Source organism: Sporocytophaga sp., from assembly GCF_017745095.1.
In the GTDB taxonomy this organism is placed as follows: Bacteria; Bacteroidota; Bacteroidia; order Cytophagales; family Cytophagaceae; genus Sporocytophaga.
This window is the reverse complement of sequence record NZ_JAGHZZ010000011.1, coordinates 62,215-79,370: the sequence shown is the minus strand read 5'-3', so window position 1 is coordinate 79,370 and position 17,156 is coordinate 62,215. Positions and strand designations below refer to the sequence as shown.

15 protein-coding genes and 1 tRNA gene are annotated in these 17,156 nt (G+C 38.1%); 12 read left to right on the top strand and 4 right to left on the bottom strand.

Translation table 11 applies throughout. The annotated features are described in order from the left end of the window. Positions 1 to 6 precede the first annotated feature (6 nt). From J7604_RS17235 to uvrB, 8 genes are all read left to right on the top strand, one after another. Positions 7 to 2,451 (top strand): polysaccharide biosynthesis tyrosine autokinase, encoded by a 2,445-nt coding sequence (locus tag J7604_RS17235; protein WP_293898148.1) that lies wholly within the window; start codon positions 7 to 9, stop codon positions 2,449 to 2,451. Further along, positions 2,448 to 3,182: a tyrosine-protein phosphatase gene (locus J7604_RS17230; RefSeq protein WP_367113582.1), complete on the top strand. Its 735-nt coding sequence runs from the start codon at positions 2,448 to 2,450 to the stop codon at positions 3,180 to 3,182. The genes J7604_RS17235 and J7604_RS17230 overlap by 4 nt, the downstream gene beginning before the upstream one ends. Beyond that, complete coding sequence (locus J7604_RS17225) at positions 3,179 to 4,159, top strand: SDR family NAD(P)-dependent oxidoreductase (RefSeq protein ID WP_293898145.1); 981 nt, start codon at positions 3,179 to 3,181, stop codon at positions 4,157 to 4,159. The genes J7604_RS17230 and J7604_RS17225 overlap by 4 nt, the downstream gene beginning before the upstream one ends. A gap of 140 nt (positions 4,160 to 4,299) precedes the next feature. Then, positions 4,300 to 5,706 carry a tetratricopeptide repeat protein gene (locus J7604_RS17220; protein ID WP_293898142.1) on the top strand — a complete coding sequence of 469 codons (1,407 nt, stop codon included), beginning with the start codon at positions 4,300 to 4,302 and terminating at the stop codon, positions 5,704 to 5,706. Then, the gene (locus J7604_RS17215) at positions 5,699 to 6,469 is read left to right on the top strand and encodes a phosphosulfolactate synthase (protein WP_028980702.1); all 771 of its coding nucleotides are present in this window, start codon (positions 5,699 to 5,701) and stop codon (positions 6,467 to 6,469) included. The genes J7604_RS17220 and J7604_RS17215 overlap by 8 nt, the downstream gene beginning before the upstream one ends. Before the next feature lie 2 nt (positions 6,470 to 6,471). Continuing rightward, the gene (locus J7604_RS17210) at positions 6,472 to 7,122 is read left to right on the top strand and encodes a DedA family protein (RefSeq protein ID WP_293898137.1); all 651 of its coding nucleotides are present in this window, start codon (positions 6,472 to 6,474) and stop codon (positions 7,120 to 7,122) included. After that, on the top strand, positions 7,122 to 7,865 hold the full coding sequence (locus J7604_RS17205) for a shikimate dehydrogenase (RefSeq protein ID WP_293898134.1): 744 nt from the start codon (positions 7,122 to 7,124) through the stop codon (positions 7,863 to 7,865). The genes J7604_RS17210 and J7604_RS17205 overlap by 1 nt, the downstream gene beginning before the upstream one ends. A gap of 63 nt (positions 7,866 to 7,928) precedes the next feature. Beyond that, on the top strand, positions 7,929 to 10,016 hold the full coding sequence (uvrB, locus tag J7604_RS17200) for an excinuclease ABC subunit UvrB (RefSeq protein ID WP_293898131.1): 2,088 nt from the start codon (positions 7,929 to 7,931) through the stop codon (positions 10,014 to 10,016). Positions 10,017 to 10,144: 128 nt separating this feature from the next. Here the strand turns inward: uvrB and J7604_RS17195 are convergent, their stop codons facing one another. The 4 genes from J7604_RS17195 to era all read right to left on the bottom strand — a co-directional run bounded on the left by J7604_RS17195 (position 10,145) and on the right by era (position 12,974). After that, a complete protein-coding gene (locus J7604_RS17195) occupies positions 10,145 to 10,354 on the bottom strand; it encodes a hypothetical protein (protein WP_293898128.1) in 210 nt (69 codons plus the stop codon). Between the two features lie 115 nt (positions 10,355 to 10,469). Continuing rightward, positions 10,470 to 10,688, bottom strand: coding sequence for a hypothetical protein (locus J7604_RS17190; RefSeq protein WP_293898125.1), 219 nt, complete (start codon positions 10,686 to 10,688; stop codon positions 10,470 to 10,472). 11 nt (positions 10,689 to 10,699) lie between these two features. Then, positions 10,700 to 12,007, bottom strand: a complete 1,308-nt coding sequence (gene der, locus J7604_RS17185; protein WP_293898122.1) for a ribosome biogenesis GTPase Der — start codon at positions 12,005 to 12,007, stop codon at positions 10,700 to 10,702. Between the two features lie 70 nt (positions 12,008 to 12,077). Further along, positions 12,078 to 12,974 carry a GTPase Era gene (gene era, locus J7604_RS17180; protein WP_293898119.1) on the bottom strand — a complete coding sequence of 299 codons (897 nt, stop codon included), beginning with the start codon at positions 12,972 to 12,974 and terminating at the stop codon, positions 12,078 to 12,080. Positions 12,975 to 13,275: 301 nt separating this feature from the next. Here era and J7604_RS17175 point away from each other — a divergent pair. From J7604_RS17175 to J7604_RS17160, 4 genes are all read left to right on the top strand, one after another. Further along, positions 13,276 to 13,348 (top strand) — tRNA-Met (locus J7604_RS17175). Positions 13,349 to 13,438: 90 nt separating this feature from the next. Next, the gene (locus J7604_RS17170; protein WP_293898116.1) at positions 13,439 to 14,884 is read left to right on the top strand and encodes a T9SS type A sorting domain-containing protein; all 1,446 of its coding nucleotides are present in this window, start codon (positions 13,439 to 13,441) and stop codon (positions 14,882 to 14,884) included. Positions 14,885 to 15,133: 249 nt separating this feature from the next. Next, positions 15,134 to 15,910 carry a helix-turn-helix domain-containing protein gene (locus J7604_RS17165; RefSeq protein WP_293898113.1) on the top strand — a complete coding sequence of 259 codons (777 nt, stop codon included), beginning with the start codon at positions 15,134 to 15,136 and terminating at the stop codon, positions 15,908 to 15,910. 108 nt (positions 15,911 to 16,018) lie between these two features. Further along, complete coding sequence (locus tag J7604_RS17160; RefSeq protein ID WP_293898110.1) at positions 16,019 to 17,140, top strand: FAD-dependent monooxygenase; 1,122 nt, start codon at positions 16,019 to 16,021, stop codon at positions 17,138 to 17,140. The last annotated feature ends 16 nt before the right edge of the window (positions 17,141 to 17,156 follow it).

The following is a 17,156-nucleotide window of genomic DNA, read 5'->3' as shown; positions in this document are numbered from 1 at the left end:
ATTATTATGTCTTTATTGGAAGACGAAGATAAAAGGTCTTTAAATGGATCGGGCAATAGGATAAGCTTTGCAGATGATAGCGAGGAGCAAGACGATGTATTCGGCGATTTTGATTTTGCGAAACTTCTTGTAATAGCTAATAAAAGCCTTGCATGGGTAATTCTGCTGATTACGCTCAGTATTACAGGGGCAATCCTATATGTACGATACACCAAACCTGTTTATGAATCTTCTTCCATTCTGAAATTGGACCTTAAAAGTGAGGCCGGCGTACTCGGACTCAATAAGTTCAATGATGAAAACATGCCGGGAAATAAACTTTCCACTATTTCCGGAGAAATTGAATTCCTTAAATCCCGCTTCCTTTATGAAAAAATAGTTGACAGAATGAAGATGAATGTCAGCTATTTCGCTTACGGAAATATCCTCTATGAAGAGCGATACAACAACGCTCCATTTAAGGTCATAGGAAAAATAAAAAACCAGGGCTTCCTAGATTTCAAATTTGATGTTACCTTTCTGGATAAAGACAAATTTCTTCTTTCCTATAAAAACAATGACGAAGAGATTAAATCCGAACACTATTTCGGAGAAAAGATCTCTAATGAAAATTACACTTTCACACTATATCCAACTCATTTTTGGTCTGCAAAAGAAACCGGCGCAAAGTATTTCTTTACAATGAACAGTAAAGAAGCTCTGGTCAAAAACCTGATGGAAAATGTTTCTGTAAGCATTCTTAATCTGGAAGCAAATACCATTCTGCTTTCTTATAAAAATCATAATTACTTTAAGGCTACAGACATCGTCAATACAATTGATTCTGTTTATCTGGAACAAACACTTGAAAACAAATCAAAGTCACACGAGCAAACTATCAAGTTCCTCGAAGCATCTTTACTTAAAACGGAAGAAAATCTTGCAAAAGCAGAAAGAGAACTAGAGGCTTTTGTCCGAAACAACAGGACTGTTGACGTAAAACAGGATTTTGGTAAAACCGGAATTAAGATAGAAGAACTCGATAAAGAAAAGCAAGTGCTGAAATCAAGGATTTCAATGCTTGGCGAATTAAAAGAACTTATTCTTGGCGATAAAGAAATCAATAATTTTATCCCTGCTCTAACGCAGGTAGAAGACCCGCAGTTATCTGCGGCAATCAACAGCCTCAATACCCTGCAGGAAGAAAGAAACAGACTGCTTAATTCTCAAAGGGAAAATACACTTGTTGTAAAAACCAAGAACAAATCTATTGAGCGCATCAAGGAAAATGTCCTAGACCTGATAGACATCAACAAAAAAATCCTGTATCAGCAATCAGGCGAAATCCATTCTAAAATGGTGCAACTGGAGCAGGAAGTATTAAGCCTTCCTTCTAAAGAGACTGAGTTTACAAGGCTTAAGCGTTTTTATTCCATCTATGAGAAATTCTACCTTCTCCTGATGGAAAAAGAAGCGGAATTCGGAATCGCCAAAGCGGGTACCATTCCTAACTTTGTTATACTTTCCCCTGCATTGAACAATCCTAATCCGATTTATCCAAAAAAAATATTCATATACATAAGCGGACTTGGAATTGGTATCTTCCTTGGAATTTCTCTCATTGCGATCCGATACCTACTTAACGATACTATCTCTACACAGAAAGAGCTAGAGCGATCTTTGCATGCCAGCATGCTTGGTGGTATTCCCGAATACAGCAAGGAAAAAATGGAAGTATCCAAACTCGTTGTTGATAAAAACCCAAAATCAGCAATAAGTGAAGCCTTGCGATCCATACGAACCAACTTGGAATTCATTTGTCCTAACAAAAAGAAAAAACTGATAGCAGTAACATCCACAGTTAGTGGGGAAGGGAAAACATTCGTAGCATCAAACCTCAGCGGGGTCATTGCATTGTCAAACCAAAAGGTAATCCTTCTGGATCTTGATATGCGTAAACCTAAGGTACACCTTGCCTTTGAGAAGGAAAACTTTAAAGGTATGAGTACAGTCCTTATTGGAAAACATACCCTTGAAGAATGTATTCAGCCGACAAGTATCTCAAACCTGTCTTTTATTTCTGCAGGACCAACCCCTCCCAACCCGTCAGAATTGATACTGAGAGAGGAGTTTGATCTTTTAATCAAACGTCTTTTTGAAATCTATGATGTAGTAGTAATTGACACACCTCCTGTCGGTCTTGTTACTGATGGTATACTCATACTCCGCAAGGCAGATATTCCTTTATATGTAGTACGTACAGACTATTCCAAGAAAAGCGCAAAACGCAACATCAATAAGCTTGTGAAGACCATTCCGAAACTTTGTGTACTGATGAATGCATTGAAAGCAATCAATACATATGGATACGGAGGCTATGGGTATGGCTATGGATATGGCTACTATGAAGGGGAGACGGAGAAAGAAACAATTATATCGAAAATAAAAAGTCTTGCAGGAGTTAAAGCATGATGTTTGGCCTTTTTAAGAAAAAAGATGAAGAGATAGCAGAGGGGTCTTTATTCGTAGACATGCACTCTCATGTACTTCCTGGTATAGATGATGGGGCTGATTCCCCTGAAGATTCCCTTGAACTGCTCAAAGCTTTTGAACAGTTCGGTTACAAAAAGCTGATTGCTACGCCTCACATCATGGGCGATTTTTTCCGGAATACTCCTGAAATTATCACTGAAAAACTTCAAGTACTTCAATGCCTTATCAAGGATAACAACCTATCCATAAAACTAGAAGCTGCAGCTGAATATTACCTTGACGAGTGGTTTATGGCCAAATTAAGATCAGGTGAAAAATTGCTTACATTCGGTAATAATTATCTTCTTTTCGAAACTTCTTATATCAATGAATCTGCTTTTCTGGACGAAGCCCTTTTCTTAATGAAAAGTCTGGGTTACAAACCCGTAATGGCCCACCCAGAAAGATATACTTACCTTTATTCTGATTTTTCTTTGTTCAAGAAGATTTACGAAAAAGGAGTATTATATCAGGTAAATATCAACTCTTTGAGTGGCTATTATTCAAAAGCTGCACAGGTATTTGCCGGCAAACTGGTTGACAATTGTATGGTAGACATGCTTGGCTCAGATTGCCACGGGATACGACACATAGATGCAATGAAAAAAGCACGTATTTCCAAGCATTATAAAAAGGCTCTTCAACTCAACCTCCTGAACAACTACTTATGATTTTTATAACCGGAGCTACAGGTCTGTTGGGCAGCTTTCTGGCAAAAGAGTTTATCAGAACAGGTCACAAAGTAAAAGCAATGAAAAGAGAATCAAGCTCTTTTCAGCTTCTTGGAGAAGATGCTCAGAAAATAATCTGGGAAGATGGAGACCTTGCAGATATTACAGTACTTGAAAAAATCATTGAAGGAGTCGATACCATTGTTCATTCAGCAGCTCTTGTTTCTTATCAACCACAAGACAAAGAACAGCTTTTTGAAATAAATGCACAGGGTACTGCCAATCTTGTAAATGCTGCTTTAAACAAAGGTATTTCAAAGTTTATCCATATCAGCTCTATTGCTGCAATCGGAAGATCAAAAAATGAAAGTCGGGTCACAGAAGCAAGTGTATGGGAAGACTCCCCGATGAACAGCAATTATGGCAAAAGCAAATACCTGGCAGAACTTGAGGTATGGCGAGCATTTGAGGAAGGATTAAATGGGTTTATTGTAAATCCAAGCATTATATTAGGCCCCGGAGACTGGAACACAGGGAGTAGCCAACTATTTAAGTATGTCTGGAAAAATAATTTGTTTTACTCTGAGAAGGAAATGAATTATATAGATGTACGTGATGTTACTCAAATTGTAATTTGTCTGCATAGCAGAAATATTACGGGAGAAAGATTTATTCTGAATGCCGGGACTACATCCTACAAACATTTCTTCGATATGGTAGCGGAGAAATTCGGAAAGAGAAAACCCCCGTATAAGGTAACTAAATTCATAGGAAATATAGCCTGGAGATTTGAGTATCTTCGCTATAAACTAACCGGATCAAAGCCTTTGATTACTAAGGAAACAGCCGGTATTTCAAAAAGCGATGTAATTTACAGCAATGAAAAAATTAAGAATTTGCTCAATTACAGCTTTATTCCCTTTGAAGAGACTGTTTCCTGGACCTGCGAGCAACTGTTACAAAAGGTCGAAAAATAATCAAATCTTATTTCTTCCTTTAAATTTCAATTGTTAAATTGTAGAAATGGCAATCCTTACAGATTTGGGCCAATTTCATTAAAAATCAGCTATTTGCGCATTTTACATAATTTAGTAATTAATTCAGTTCTATCTCTTAAATGAAAAGGAAATTCAGAAAGAACCAACAGGGCAAAGACCTGATTCGGAAGTTTGAAGAGATGCTGAAAAACGGCGAAAGTATCTTTTTTGATATCAGCGCCTATGAATACATTATTCAACACTATACGGAATTCGGCAAATACAAAAAAGCGCTGTCTGCCTGCCAGATAGCGATTACTCAATTTCCTTTTTCCGTTGAACTTCTTGTTGCCAAAGCTGAACTTCTGGCAAAAAAGCAGGATTTTAACGAAGCTTTAGAGCACGTCGAAAAGGCCGAATTATTTCAGCCTAACGATGCTGAAATAATTTTCCTGAAAGCCAATATTCTGATTCAGCAGGAAAGGTTTCAAGACGCTATTGAACTGCTTCAGAATGCCCTGGATATAGTTGAGGAAAAAGATGATATGTATTATGGTCTTGGGCTCGCCTATCAGGAATGGGGTAAAATGGATATCGCCATTGAATTTTTCAGGAAAACTATCGAGGAAAACCAGCAACACGAGGAAGCTCTGTATGATCTCGCATTCTGCCTGGACCATACCGGCAAACTTGAAGACAGCTTATCCTTTTATGAAAAATTTATTAACCAGGACCCCTACTCTTATTTTGCCTGGTACAACATGGGGATTGTCTATTTCAAACTAGCCAATTATGAGAAAGCAGTTCATGCTTACGAATTTTCCCTGGCTATAAATGACAACTTTGCCTCTGCATGGTTTAACATGGGCAATTGCTATGTTCAAATGGAACAACCAGAACGAGGACTGGAGTGCTACAATAAAACTCTTGAACTGGAAGATCCGGATCCGGAAACTTATTTAAGTATTGCCACTTGCTATGAAAAACTTAACAAACCAGGTCAGGCAATAGAATATTACAGAAAAGCGGCAAAACTTGACTGTTTTTGTGGCGAGGCGTGGTACGGTTTAGGAAAATGTCTGGATAGCCAGGACAAATCTTATGAAGCCATCCATTTTTTTAAGAAAGCAATAAAACTCGAAAGAGAGAACCCTGACTATTGGGCAGGTCTCGCAAAAGCCGAATACAAAACAGGCAATATTGTATCCTGCCTAGAAGCCTACGAAGAAGCCTGCTTCTTGCGTCCAGACGATCCGGAGCTTTGGCTGAACTGGTCATTTATACATTACGAGCAAGGAGATAATCCGAAGGCTATAGAGCTGATTAAAAACGGCATAGAAGAGATTCCAGAAGAAGCATTACTGTATTATAGAGCCGCCGCTTATTTAATTAATGCAGGTAATTACAAAGAAGCCTTTAATTATTTAGAAAATGGTTTAATTTTGAACTTTGAAAAACATATCGTCCTCTATGAGTTTTTTCCAAAGTTAGAAACTCAGAAGGCGCTGTATAAAATCATTGATCAGTATAGAAAAGAAGATGTATAACAATTTTGTGCTTTCCAAGATCCCTGAGAGGACTAAAAAACCGAGAGAATACGGCTTTACAATGGTAATGGATAAAGGTTTAAGTATCAGGGAAACGGAGGATTTGATTGAAGTCGCAGGGAATTATATCGACATCATTAAACTGGGCTGGGCAACTTCCTATGTCACCCCAAATCTTAAAGATAAACTGGACATCTACAAATCTGCAGGCATACCGGTATACTTTGGAGGTACTCTTTTCGAAGCCTTTGTAGTAAGAAATCAATTTGAAGATTATATCAGGATTCTGGATAAATACCAAATGACTTTTGCTGAAGTTTCTGATGGAAGCATTGAACTAAATCACGATCTTAAATGTCAGTATATCAATCGTCTTTCCCAGCAAGTGACAGTATTGTCTGAAGTGGGATCCAAAGACGTTGAAAAAATTATTCCTCCTTACAAGTGGATTCAACTGATGCAGGCAGAGCTTGATGCTGGTGCTTGGAAAGTTATCGGAGAAGCGAGAGAAGGTGGAAATGTTGGACTTTTCCGTTCTACTGGTGAAGTTAGATCCGGCCTTGTAGAAGAAATTTTAACTAAAATTCCTTTTGAAAAAATAATCTGGGAAGCTCCTCAGAGAGAACAGCAAGTGTGGTTTATCAAACTTCTGAGCTCAAATGTAAATCTGGGAAATATTTCTCCAAACGAAGTTATTCCTTTAGAAACACTTCGCCTTGGACTCAGAAGCGATACATTTGATTATTTTCTAAATAAACTTTAAAAATGACTGACTTAATAAAAGGCTTTATTGATCTATTCCTCCATCTGGATCAGCACCTTAGCCAAATCATTACTGATTATGGTTTTTGGACATATTTAATTTTATTTCTGATCATTTTTGTGGAAACTGGCCTGGTGATAATGCCTTTTCTTCCAGGCGATTCTTTGTTATTTGCAGCAGGAACCTTTGCCGCTTTGGGCAGCCTGAATCTAGGATTGTTAATTCTTCTTTTATTTATTGCTGCATTTCTTGGCGATACACTTAATTATTTCATTGGAAATTTTATAGGCCCGAAAGTCTTTAGCAAAGATTACCGTTTCCTGAAAAAGGAACATCTTGTTAAAACGCAGCAATTTTATGAAAAACATGGTGGTAAGACTATTATTTTTGCACGTTTTATGCCCATTATCAGAACCTTTGCTCCATTTATAGCAGGTGTGGGTACCATGAACTACAAGAAATTCATTTCATATAATATTATTGGAGGCATTTTATGGGTAGCAGGATTCACCCTGCTTGGTTATTTATTTGGAAATATTCCAACTGTTAAAAAGAACTTTACCCTAGTAATCTTTGGAATAATTCTTTTATCCATCACTCCTCCACTTATTGAATACTTAAAAAGCAAGTTTAGCAAAAAAACTGTAGCTTAATGAATGTATACGGATTAATTGGGTTTCCGCTTACCCACTCTTTTTCCAAGCGCTATTTCAGTGAAAAGTTTGAGAAAGAGGGAATACAAAATTGCAGATACGAATTATTTGAAATAAGGGAAGCCACTGAGCTTCCCTCTGTTATTTCAGCCCAACCTCAGCTTAAGGGTTTGAATGTAACAATTCCTCACAAAGAGGCTGTGATACCTATGCTGGATGAATTGGATCCTGCTGCCAGAAAAATCGGGGCTGTCAATGTCATCAAAGTAATTAATGGAAATAAGCTCAAAGGATATAACTCCGATTATTACGGGTTTAGAAACTCTCTTATAAAATTTCTTGGAAACGAAGACCCGAAATCTCTGAAAGCATTAATACTTGGAACAGGTGGAGCGGCCAAAGCCGTAATTGCGGCATTGGATGATCTGGCGATTCCTTTCAAAATGGTCTCCAGATCCGGAAGCGAATACCTGCTCAGCTATGAAGATGTGAATGCCGCTTTGCTTGCAGAATACAGACTTATCATCAATACATCTCCACTTGGAATGTACCCTAAAGTAGATGATTGTCCGGCAATTCCTTACGAATTTCTTACAGAAAAACATTACCTTTTTGACCTTGTTTATAATCCCGAAGAAACCCTTTTCATGAAAAAAGGCGCTACACAAGGAGCCAAGACAAAAAACGGACTTGAAATGCTGCATCTCCAGGCCGAAAAAGCCTGGGAAATATGGAACAGTTAGCATCTCGCTTGTGTTACCGAGGTTGTGACAATGTTTTTTATAACCTAAACAAAAGGAGCTCAATTGTTTAACATAACATCACAGTATAAGCCAACAGGCGATCAGCCCAGGGCCATATCCAAACTCGTAGACGGAGTCAACAAAGGTGAACCAGCGCAGACCTTGCTTGGCGTTACCGGTTCAGGAAAAACGTTTACAATAGCCAATGTTATTCAGGAGGTGCAGAAGCCTACCCTGATCCTGAGCCACAATAAAACTCTGGCAGCTCAGCTTTATGGTGAATTCAAGCATTTCTTTCCTGACAATCTGGTCGAATATTTCATTAGCTACTATGATTACTACCAGCCTGAAGCCTATATCGCTTCTTCAAATTTATACATAGAGAAAGACCTCTCCATTAACGAAGAGATTGAAAAGCTTAGGCTTGCCGCCACCTCAGCACTTATGAGCGGACGAAGAGATATTATTGTAGTGGCATCAGTCTCATGTATATATGGTATTGGAAATCCTGAGGAATTTGGGAAGAATATAGTAACAGTAGTACAAGGAGAAAAAGTCTCGAGAAACAAGCTCCTCTACTCTTTTGTAGAGATTCTTTATAACAGAACCACAGCAGAATTCAAACGTGGCACTTTCCGTGTTACGGGAGACACAGTAGATGTCTTTCCGGCCTATGCTGACTTTGCTTACAGAATTATTTTCTGGGGAGACGAGATTGAAGCCATTCAGAGAATTGATCCATACTCAGGCAAAAAATTGAATGATGAAAAGTTCTTTAATCTGTACCCTGCAAACCTTTTTGTCACCGGTAAAGATGCACTGAAACTGGCTATATCGGAAATACAGGACGATCTGGTCAAACAGGTAAAGTTATTTGAATTCGAGCAACGCCATTTGGAAGCCAAAAGAATTCAGGAGCGTACTGAGTTTGATATGGAGATGATGAGGGAAATCGGCTATTGTTCCGGTATTGAAAATTACTCCAGGTATTTTGATAGGAGAAACCCCGGCGACAGACCATTCTGCCTGCTCGATTATTTTCCTTCTGATTTTCTGATGGTAATAGATGAAAGCCATGTAACAGTTCCTCAAATTAGAGCTATGTGGGGAGGAGACCGTTCCAGAAAGGTGAACCTTGTCGATTATGGATTCCGTCTGCCTTCTGCACTTGATAACCGGCCACTTACTTTTAATGAGTTTGAAAATATGGCTGCTCAAACCATTTATGTCAGTGCAACACCCGCTGACTATGAACTGAGGAAGTGCGATGGAGTGGTAATAGAGCAGATCATCAGACCGACAGGATTGCTTGACCCATTGATTGATGTAAGGCCTAGCGGGAATCAGATAGATGATCTTCTGGACGAAATACATGAACGCGTAAAGGCGAATGACAGAGTGCTTGTAACCACCCTGACCAAAAGGATGGCTGAAGAGCTTACTAAATTCCTTTCAAAGGTAAATGTCAAATGTCGTTATATCCATTCAGAAGTAAAAACACTTGACAGGGTTGAGATATTGAGAGAATTGCGTCTCGGCGTGTTTGACGTGTTGGTGGGAGTTAACCTTTTAAGAGAAGGTTTGGATTTACCTGAAGTCTCTCTGGTTGCTATTATGGATGCTGATAAGGAAGGATTCCTCAGAAATCAAAGATCGCTTATACAAACTATTGGTAGAGCTGCGCGAAATGAGAATGGTAAAGTGATTATGTATGCAGATAAGATCACGGATTCAATGCGAATTTCCATCGAAGAAACCAATCGTCGTCGTGCAATACAAATGGAGTATAATAAACAACATAATATTACTCCTAAAACAGTATTGAAAAGCCGTGAGGAAATTCTCGGCCAAACCAAGGTGGCTGACTCAAGAAAAGAGACAAGAACATACTATGTTCAGGAAGAGCATAAAGATCTTGCTGCAGATCCTGTATTACAATATCTGAGCAAACCTGAACTGGAGAAGATGATTCAAAGAACACAGAAGGAAATGGAGAAGGCAGCAAAAGAAATGGACTTTATGGAAGCTGCTCGTCTGCGTGATGAACTGTTTGAGCTAAAAAAACTTGCGGAAAAAAGTGATTCTGGAAGTGTAAAATTGGAAGAAAAGAAAGGCAGCGAAGCAGGGAAAAAAACCAAAAAATCAAAATAGAATTCCGTCGAGAATACAAAGCTTTAAAAGATGTGTTGAAATTATTCTAAAGCTTTTGACTGATACAAATAAAAAAGCCCCGGTCTAACCAGGGCTTTTTTTAATGTCTTTTGACCAGAGGTCACTAATTAGTGAGCAGCTGGAGCTTCTGCAGGAGCAGCAGCAGTAGTGTCAGCAGGAGCAGCAGCAGTAGTATCTACTGGAGCAACTGGAGCCTCCTCAACGTGAGCAGCAGTGTCAACAGTTTCAGTAGTTGCAGCCTCTTCAGCTTTTTTCTCAGAGCAAGAAGCGAATGCTAATGTACCAGCTACGAATAATAACGCAAATAATTTTCTCATAGTAATTAAAACTTTTAATTTAGATTTAAGATGCAAATATATAGATATTTTTAAATCGCAAAAGAAAAAATGGGATTTTTTTTAAAAAAAAATATGTTCCCACCTCCACAATAAACTAGTCTTCTAACAGTTTTTTCAACTTCTTTTTGGCCTTTTTTCCAGCCTTTTCTCCCTCTTCTGCTGTCTCTTCAGCAGCTTCGCCGGTTTTCTCGACGGCTTCTTCGGATTTTTCTTTCAGTTTATCAAGTGCTTTTTCAGATTTGGACTTTTCCTCGCAAGAAGAAATCAACGCAACGGCTAAAATAAATAAGCTTCCAAATAAAATCTTTTTCATAGGTCGTGAAATTATTTTTTTCTGAATACTATATTAATAGGAACACCCTCAAATCCAAAGTGCTCTCTCAATTTATTTTCCAGAAACTTTGCGTATGGGCCTTTTATGTACTGTGGCAGGTTGCAGAAAAACGCAAACGTCGGAGAATGCGTCGGCAACTGTGTAATATATTTGATCTTGATATGCTTGCCCTTCAGTGAAGGTGGAGGATATCTGTCAATCTCAGGCAGCAATGCTTCATTCAAAGCAGAAGTTGTAACCTTCTTGCTTCTACTTTCATAAACGTCAATTGCTGTTTCTATTGCTTTATGGATCCTCTGTTTATTTAAAACAGACACAAAAATAATTGGAATAAAATCCATACCAGCCAACTCTGATCTGATCTGATCCTCAAATTTCTTAGCAGTATTGGTATCTTTCTCAACTAAATCCCATTTATTGACTAGAAGGACAATCCCTTTACGATTTCTGTTGGCAAGACCGATAATGTTAAGATCCTGAGTTTCCAGTCCATTCTGGGCATCAATGATAACGATACAAACATCAGAAGCCTCAAGTGCTCTGATAGATCTTAAAACAGAATAAAATTCAATGTCTTCTTTTACTCTTGCCTTTTTGCGTAACCCCGCAGTATCTGTAATAATGAATTCTTTATTGAAGGCAGTATATTTAGCATCAACAGCATCTCTTGTTGTTCCAGCGATATCTGTTACAATACTTCTTTGTCGCCCAAGCAGTACATTGAGGAAAGAGGACTTTCCAACATTAGGTCTTCCTATAATTGCTATTTTTGGTATTCCTTCATCAGGATTTTCAATACCGTCATTAGAAAAATGCTTCACCACCTCATCCAGCAACTCTCCTGTTCCGGATCCATTCTGAGAACTTATCGGATATACATCACCAACACCAAGTGCATAGAACTCACCCGAAAGGTTTGCTCTTTCGTGAGTGTCTGCTTTATTGGCAACAAGGAATACAGGCTTTTTAGCCCTTCTCAGTTTATGCGCGAACTCTTCATCAAGAGGATGAAGACCTGCAAAGGTATCAACTACAAACAATACTACAGTTGCCTCTTCTAACGCCACATCAACTTGTTCCTTTATTGCTTCTTCAAATAGATCATCTGTATTTGCAACATATCCACCTGTATCTACGACAGTAAAAAACTTCCCGGTCCATTCTCCATATCCGTAATGCCTGTCTCTTGTGACTCCACTCATGTCATCCATGATCGCAGTTCTGGTGCCTACGAGACGGTTAAATAATGTGGATTTTCCCACGTTAGGTCTTCCAACAATTGCTATAATATTAGCCATGCCTTCTTTATATAATTCTTAAATACTTATACTCTACTATGATCCGGACTATTCCGAATATTACTTCTGCTTACTGCAAATATCCAAATCTTTTTAACTTGTCAGCTTTGGTTCTCCACTCTGGCTCTACCTTTACATGCTGTTCAAGAAAAACTTTCTTTGCAAAAAACTTTTCCATCTCTTCTCTCGCCTGTGTGCCGGTCTTTTTCAAAGCTGCTCCTTTATGGCCAATTATAATCCCTTTCTGGCTGTCTCTTTCCACAAGGATATCAGCTCTGATGGAGATAAGATCTTCTTTTTCCTTAAACTCAGAGATGATTACTTCACAACTGTATGGGACTTCTTTCTTATAATTTAAAAGGATTTTTTCTCTTAGAATTTCTGCAGCAAAGAACCTTTCTGGTCTGTCAGTAAGCTCATCCTTACCATAATATGGAGGATGTACAGGAAGATTTTCCAGTATTGTATTGAATAATAATTCCAGGTTAAACTTCTCCAGTGCAGAAACAGGTAATACTTCTTTTGCAGGGAAGATGGTAGCCCAATATGCCAGTTTTTCTTTCAGCTCTTCCTGGCTCTTGATCTGATCAACCTTATTCACTATAACAATAATAGGAAGTCCCATTTTTTTGATCTTTTCAGTGATCTCGAAAACTTCTTCTTCTTTCTCGTATATATCAGTAACAAAGAGAATTATATCCGCATCCTGCAAAGATCCTGTTACAAAGCCCATCATCGCCTTGTGTAGCTCATATTGAGGATTAAGGATTCCAGGTGTGTCAGAATATACAATCTGAAAGTCGTCACCATTAAGAATTCCCATGATTCTGTGACGAGTCGTTTGTGCTTTGGAAGTGATGATTGAAAGGCGTTCGCCAATCAATGCATTCATTAATGTAGACTTACCTACATTTGGTTTTCCAACGATGCTAACAAAACCGGCTTTATGAGATTTGGCTTCAGACATTTTTTACTCAGATTTTCTCCAACAAAAGGAAGGGAATTTAAATTATCGGCAAAATTGCGATATAGACAAATTGCTTATTCCGTTGATTATCTTTATCTTTCAATAAATCTTTAAAATTTTATTGAAAAAGATATGCAAAGGTAGTTGATTTAATTAAATAAAGCATTACATTTGCATCCGAATTACAGAAACAAGGAGAAAAAATCCTGAACAATTCTGAGAGATTCCTGGTTAATATAAAGTTGCCTGATTACAAAAGCAGAAGGCTTTTTAGAAGTAGATAAGAAAATTAAAAATATAGCGCGGGATGGAGCAGTTGGTAGCTCGTTGGGCTCATAACCCAAAGGCCGCAGGTTCGAGTCCTGCTCCCGCTACTAAGTAAAGCCTCAGAGATTTCTCTGAGGCTTTTTTGTTTTACTCAGTTAAGCTTCTTATTTGTTACATTTTTTTTCAATAAATCATCAATGAAAACCTTCTACATTACCCTCATTTTATTTTCTATCATGTTCCAGCCCACCCAAGCCCAATGGGTGCAAATGGGAAATAGACTTAATGACTCAGAAGTAACTGATAATGGTTGTCAAGGCCAAACTCTCAGTATTTCATCTGATGGCAAAACATTAGCTGTAGGAGCACCCGGTGATAGTACTATTGGGGCGGCTCGTGTTTATTCTCTGTCAAACAACCAATGGATACAAATGGGAGGTAAACTTATTGGATCAGGCTCTGTCGGCTATCCCCACCAAGGAAATGTTATGCTCTCTTCTGATGGCAAAACCTTGGCCGTTGGTGGAATTGTTGATAATGATGGTGTTGGTGCTGTTTGGGTCTATAAATTATTCGAAGGTAAATGGGTACAAATGGGAAATAAGCTTGTTGGTTCAGGGATGAATGGAAGAGCATTTTTTGGATGTGCGATAAGCTTGTCATCTGATGGCAAAACGTTGGCGATTGGAGGTACTCAAGACGATAATGCTTCCGGTGCTGTCTGGATCTATTCTCTAGCTGGAGAGGATTGGGTGCAAATGGGAAATAAACTTGTTGCATCAGGAGCAACTGGTAGGACAGAATTCGGGTCATTTGTTAGCTTATCAGCCGATGGTAAAACATTAGCCATAAGCGGACCTTTTGATAATGATGGAATAGGAGCCGTGTGGATGTATAATTTATCAGATCAAGGCTGGATTCCAATGGGGGATAAATTAGTAGGATCCGGGCATTTGGGAAAATCTCTTCAAGGATGCGTGAGCCTATCCGCAGATGGCAAAAAACTGGCTGTAGGCGGAATGTGGGACAATGCTAATGCTGGGGCAACCTGGGTCTTTACATTATCTGATAACGGCTGGGTTCAGACAGGCAATAAGCTGGTAGGCACAGGTGCAATTGGCCAATCAGCTCAAGGAGCCTCTGTTTATTTATCCGGAGATGGCAATACATTAGCCATTGGAGGCCCAGCTGACAATGGCATAGGAGCAACATGGGTCTTTGCTTTATCTGAGAATAACTGGGTACAAGTCGGGGAAAAATTAATTGCTTCCGGTATAATCAACACACTAGGACAGAAATTTGGATCTTATGTAACCCTTGATTCACTTGGTCGTACATTAGCTGTTGGAATGCCATCTTGTATTGAAGGCGGAACCTTTATATTTACAAATACCGGAGTATTAACTAATTTTACAGATAAAAAGAATGAGTTAAACAAATCCATGGTTTATCCTAATCCGTTCAACCAGGCTCTCAATATTGATATTCCTCAAAAGACCACTTATATTATCTATGATCTAAACGGCACACCAGTGGAAACAGGCACAAGTTCTTCGTCTAATATCGGAGTTCAACAGGCATCAGGGATCTATTACTTGAAGGTGAACAATCAATTCTTTAAAATAGTAAAAATATCAAACTAGTCCGGCTTTCGTTCTGTGAATTACTGTCACAAAAGCTTTCTAGTCTTTTATCTGTTAGGAACAAACTTTAAGTAAAAAAAGTAGCATCAAAGAATTCTTTGATGCTTTTTGATTTATCTCAATTACTCCCATTGCACCTTTAGTCTTATGAAATAAAGACTAAACTAATGTCTACTTTTAAACGTTCTGAAAATAATAACTCTACTTCTTCATACTTGTATCCAATATCCCAATAAACTATCTTTCTGAATGCAGCATCAGGAATTTGAACCGCCTAAAGAACTAAAGGATGCCATACAGGGCTTTTGGTATACCAGCATAGATTTCGAAAAATTACCTTCGGGGTTTGAGGTTCTACCGGATGGATATGCTGAAATTATTTTTCACTTTGGAAGCGATTGCAGCATTTCTTATCATGGAACTATGCTCCCACTTCCTTCTCCTTTCCTTATAGGATTGTTGGAACAGCCAGTTCATTTTCATGGCAAAGGTCATTTGCAAATTATTGGGATCAAGTGCTTTCCGTGGGCAGTGTTCGATATGCTGGGACTGCCAGCAAGTAAAGAAAGTGTACGTACCTTTGAACATCCTATAGCTCAGCTTCATTCTACCCTAGATCATTTGGTTCTAGCTGGTAAAATAAGAGAGGCGCTAACAGAGGTAAAGCAATATTTCTTGAATGTTCATTCAAAAATTAATACTGACAGTATGCTAATCAAGGCAGGAATGGCTATGAGAGAAGCGACCGGAACTATTCCAGTAGGTCAAATAGCTGCTGCTGCTCACTCAACAATTCGTACACTCGAAAGAAACTTCAAAAGGTCATCTGGTCATACCATTAAAGACGTATCTGCTTTGATACGCTTTGAGCAGGTAAGAAATCAATTATTTCTCAAACCAGATACCAACCTTGCAGGTTTAGCTTATGAGCTCGGCTATACTGATCAATCTCACCTTAGCAAAGAATTCAAACGCTTCAGTGGCATTACGCCAGCTGCTTTTGCAAGAAAAGCAAAAAAGGCTTAACATCCTTTAGAGAATATTTTTGTCGCTTTTTTACAATCCTACCTAAAGAACTTTCGAGAATTTTGTGATTCTAGTCATTCAATGATTGTCAAATAAATCAGAAAAAAAATGGAATCACTTAAAGATAAAAAAGTACTTATTTCAGGCGCCAGTATAGCCGGACTTTCAACCGCTTATTGGATGAATAAGATCGGTTACAAAGTTACTGTCGTTGAAATTGCAAACGCCCCTCGAATTAATGGTGCAGCAATTGATTTTCGTGGGAATGCTTTAGACAGCATTAAACGCATGACTGTTTTTGAGCAATTGAAATCAAACAGACTCAATGTTGAAATGATTGAATTTAAAAATGCTTATGATATCACAGAAAGTTCGATATTATTGAAGCGTGAAGAGACGGAACTGACAAATGATGAAATCGAAATTGAACGGGATAAATTTATAAGCATTCTATTTGATGAGTTAAAAAATGAAGTCGAATTTATCTTTAATAATAGTATTACAGAATTAAATGAAACAAAGGATGATATAAAAATAACTTTTAAAAATGGTTCACATGGAGCATTTGACTTGGTCTTTGGATGCGATGGAATACATTCAGGTGTAAGAAAAATTTGGTTTGGAAACGAAATAGAATATTCACATTTTCTTGAAGGATATTTTTCTATTACAATCGTAAACAAGTTGCTGATAAAGGAAAAAACAATGCAAATGTTTAATGTGCCTAACAAGGCCATTACTCTTAATGCATACAACAACAAGACTGATATAATTTTTTGTTTCTTCTCGGAAAAAGAAATTCCTTATGATTATCGTGATGTTGAACAGCAAAGACAAATTATTTCAGAACAGTTTGCTAATCAGAATTGGAGAACCCCGGAATTACTTAGGGAAATAATGAGTGCACAAAATTTTTATTTTGATAAATTCTGTCAGATAAAAATGCCTTCGTGGACCAAAGGCAGAGTCGCATTAGTGGGAGATTCAGGTTACTGTGCTTCACCAGCTGCAGGAATGGGGGCATCTTTATCAATGTTCGGAGCATCAACATTAGCAGATGCATTGCAAAAACACAATGGAAATTTTGAGTTAGCTTTTCAAGAATACAATAAAAACCTAAGGTCGCTTATCGAGGATGTTCAAGCTACAGCCGAAGCAAATGTAAGAGAAAATTTTATTCCAAGAACTGAGGAAGCAATTCGTAAAAGAAACGAACTGATGAAATTCTAGAAAAATTTAATTCCAC

Excerpts from the sequence above, each read along its gene's own strand:
- J7604_RS17235 (WP_293898148.1), top strand. The coding sequence starts at position 7 with ATGTCTTTATTGGAAGACGAAGATAAAAGGTCTTTAAATGGATCGGGC.
- J7604_RS17230 (WP_367113582.1), top strand. The coding sequence starts at position 2,448 with ATGATGTTTGGCCTTTTTAAGAAAAAAGATGAAGAGATAGCAGAGGGG.
- J7604_RS17225 (WP_293898145.1), top strand. The coding sequence starts at position 3,179 with ATGATTTTTATAACCGGAGCTACAGGTCTGTTGGGCAGCTTTCTGGCA.
- J7604_RS17220 (WP_293898142.1), top strand. The coding sequence starts at position 4,300 with ATGAAAAGGAAATTCAGAAAGAACCAACAGGGCAAAGACCTGATTCGG.
- J7604_RS17215 (WP_028980702.1), top strand. The coding sequence starts at position 5,699 with ATGTATAACAATTTTGTGCTTTCCAAGATCCCTGAGAGGACTAAAAAA.
- J7604_RS17210 (WP_293898137.1), top strand. The coding sequence starts at position 6,472 with ATGACTGACTTAATAAAAGGCTTTATTGATCTATTCCTCCATCTGGAT.
- J7604_RS17205 (WP_293898134.1), top strand. The coding sequence starts at position 7,122 with ATGAATGTATACGGATTAATTGGGTTTCCGCTTACCCACTCTTTTTCC.
- J7604_RS17195 (WP_293898128.1), bottom strand. The coding sequence starts at position 10,354 with ATGAGAAAATTATTTGCGTTATTATTCGTAGCTGGTACATTAGCATTC.
- J7604_RS17190 (WP_293898125.1), bottom strand. The coding sequence starts at position 10,688 with ATGAAAAAGATTTTATTTGGAAGCTTATTTATTTTAGCCGTTGCGTTG.
- der (WP_293898122.1), bottom strand. The coding sequence starts at position 12,007 with ATGGCTAATATTATAGCAATTGTTGGAAGACCTAACGTGGGAAAATCC.
- era (WP_293898119.1), bottom strand. The coding sequence starts at position 12,974 with ATGTCTGAAGCCAAATCTCATAAAGCCGGTTTTGTTAGCATCGTTGGA.
- J7604_RS17170 (WP_293898116.1), top strand. The coding sequence starts at position 13,439 with ATGAAAACCTTCTACATTACCCTCATTTTATTTTCTATCATGTTCCAG.
- J7604_RS17165 (WP_293898113.1), top strand. The coding sequence starts at position 15,134 with ATGCAGCATCAGGAATTTGAACCGCCTAAAGAACTAAAGGATGCCATA.
- J7604_RS17160 (WP_293898110.1), top strand. The coding sequence starts at position 16,019 with ATGGAATCACTTAAAGATAAAAAAGTACTTATTTCAGGCGCCAGTATA.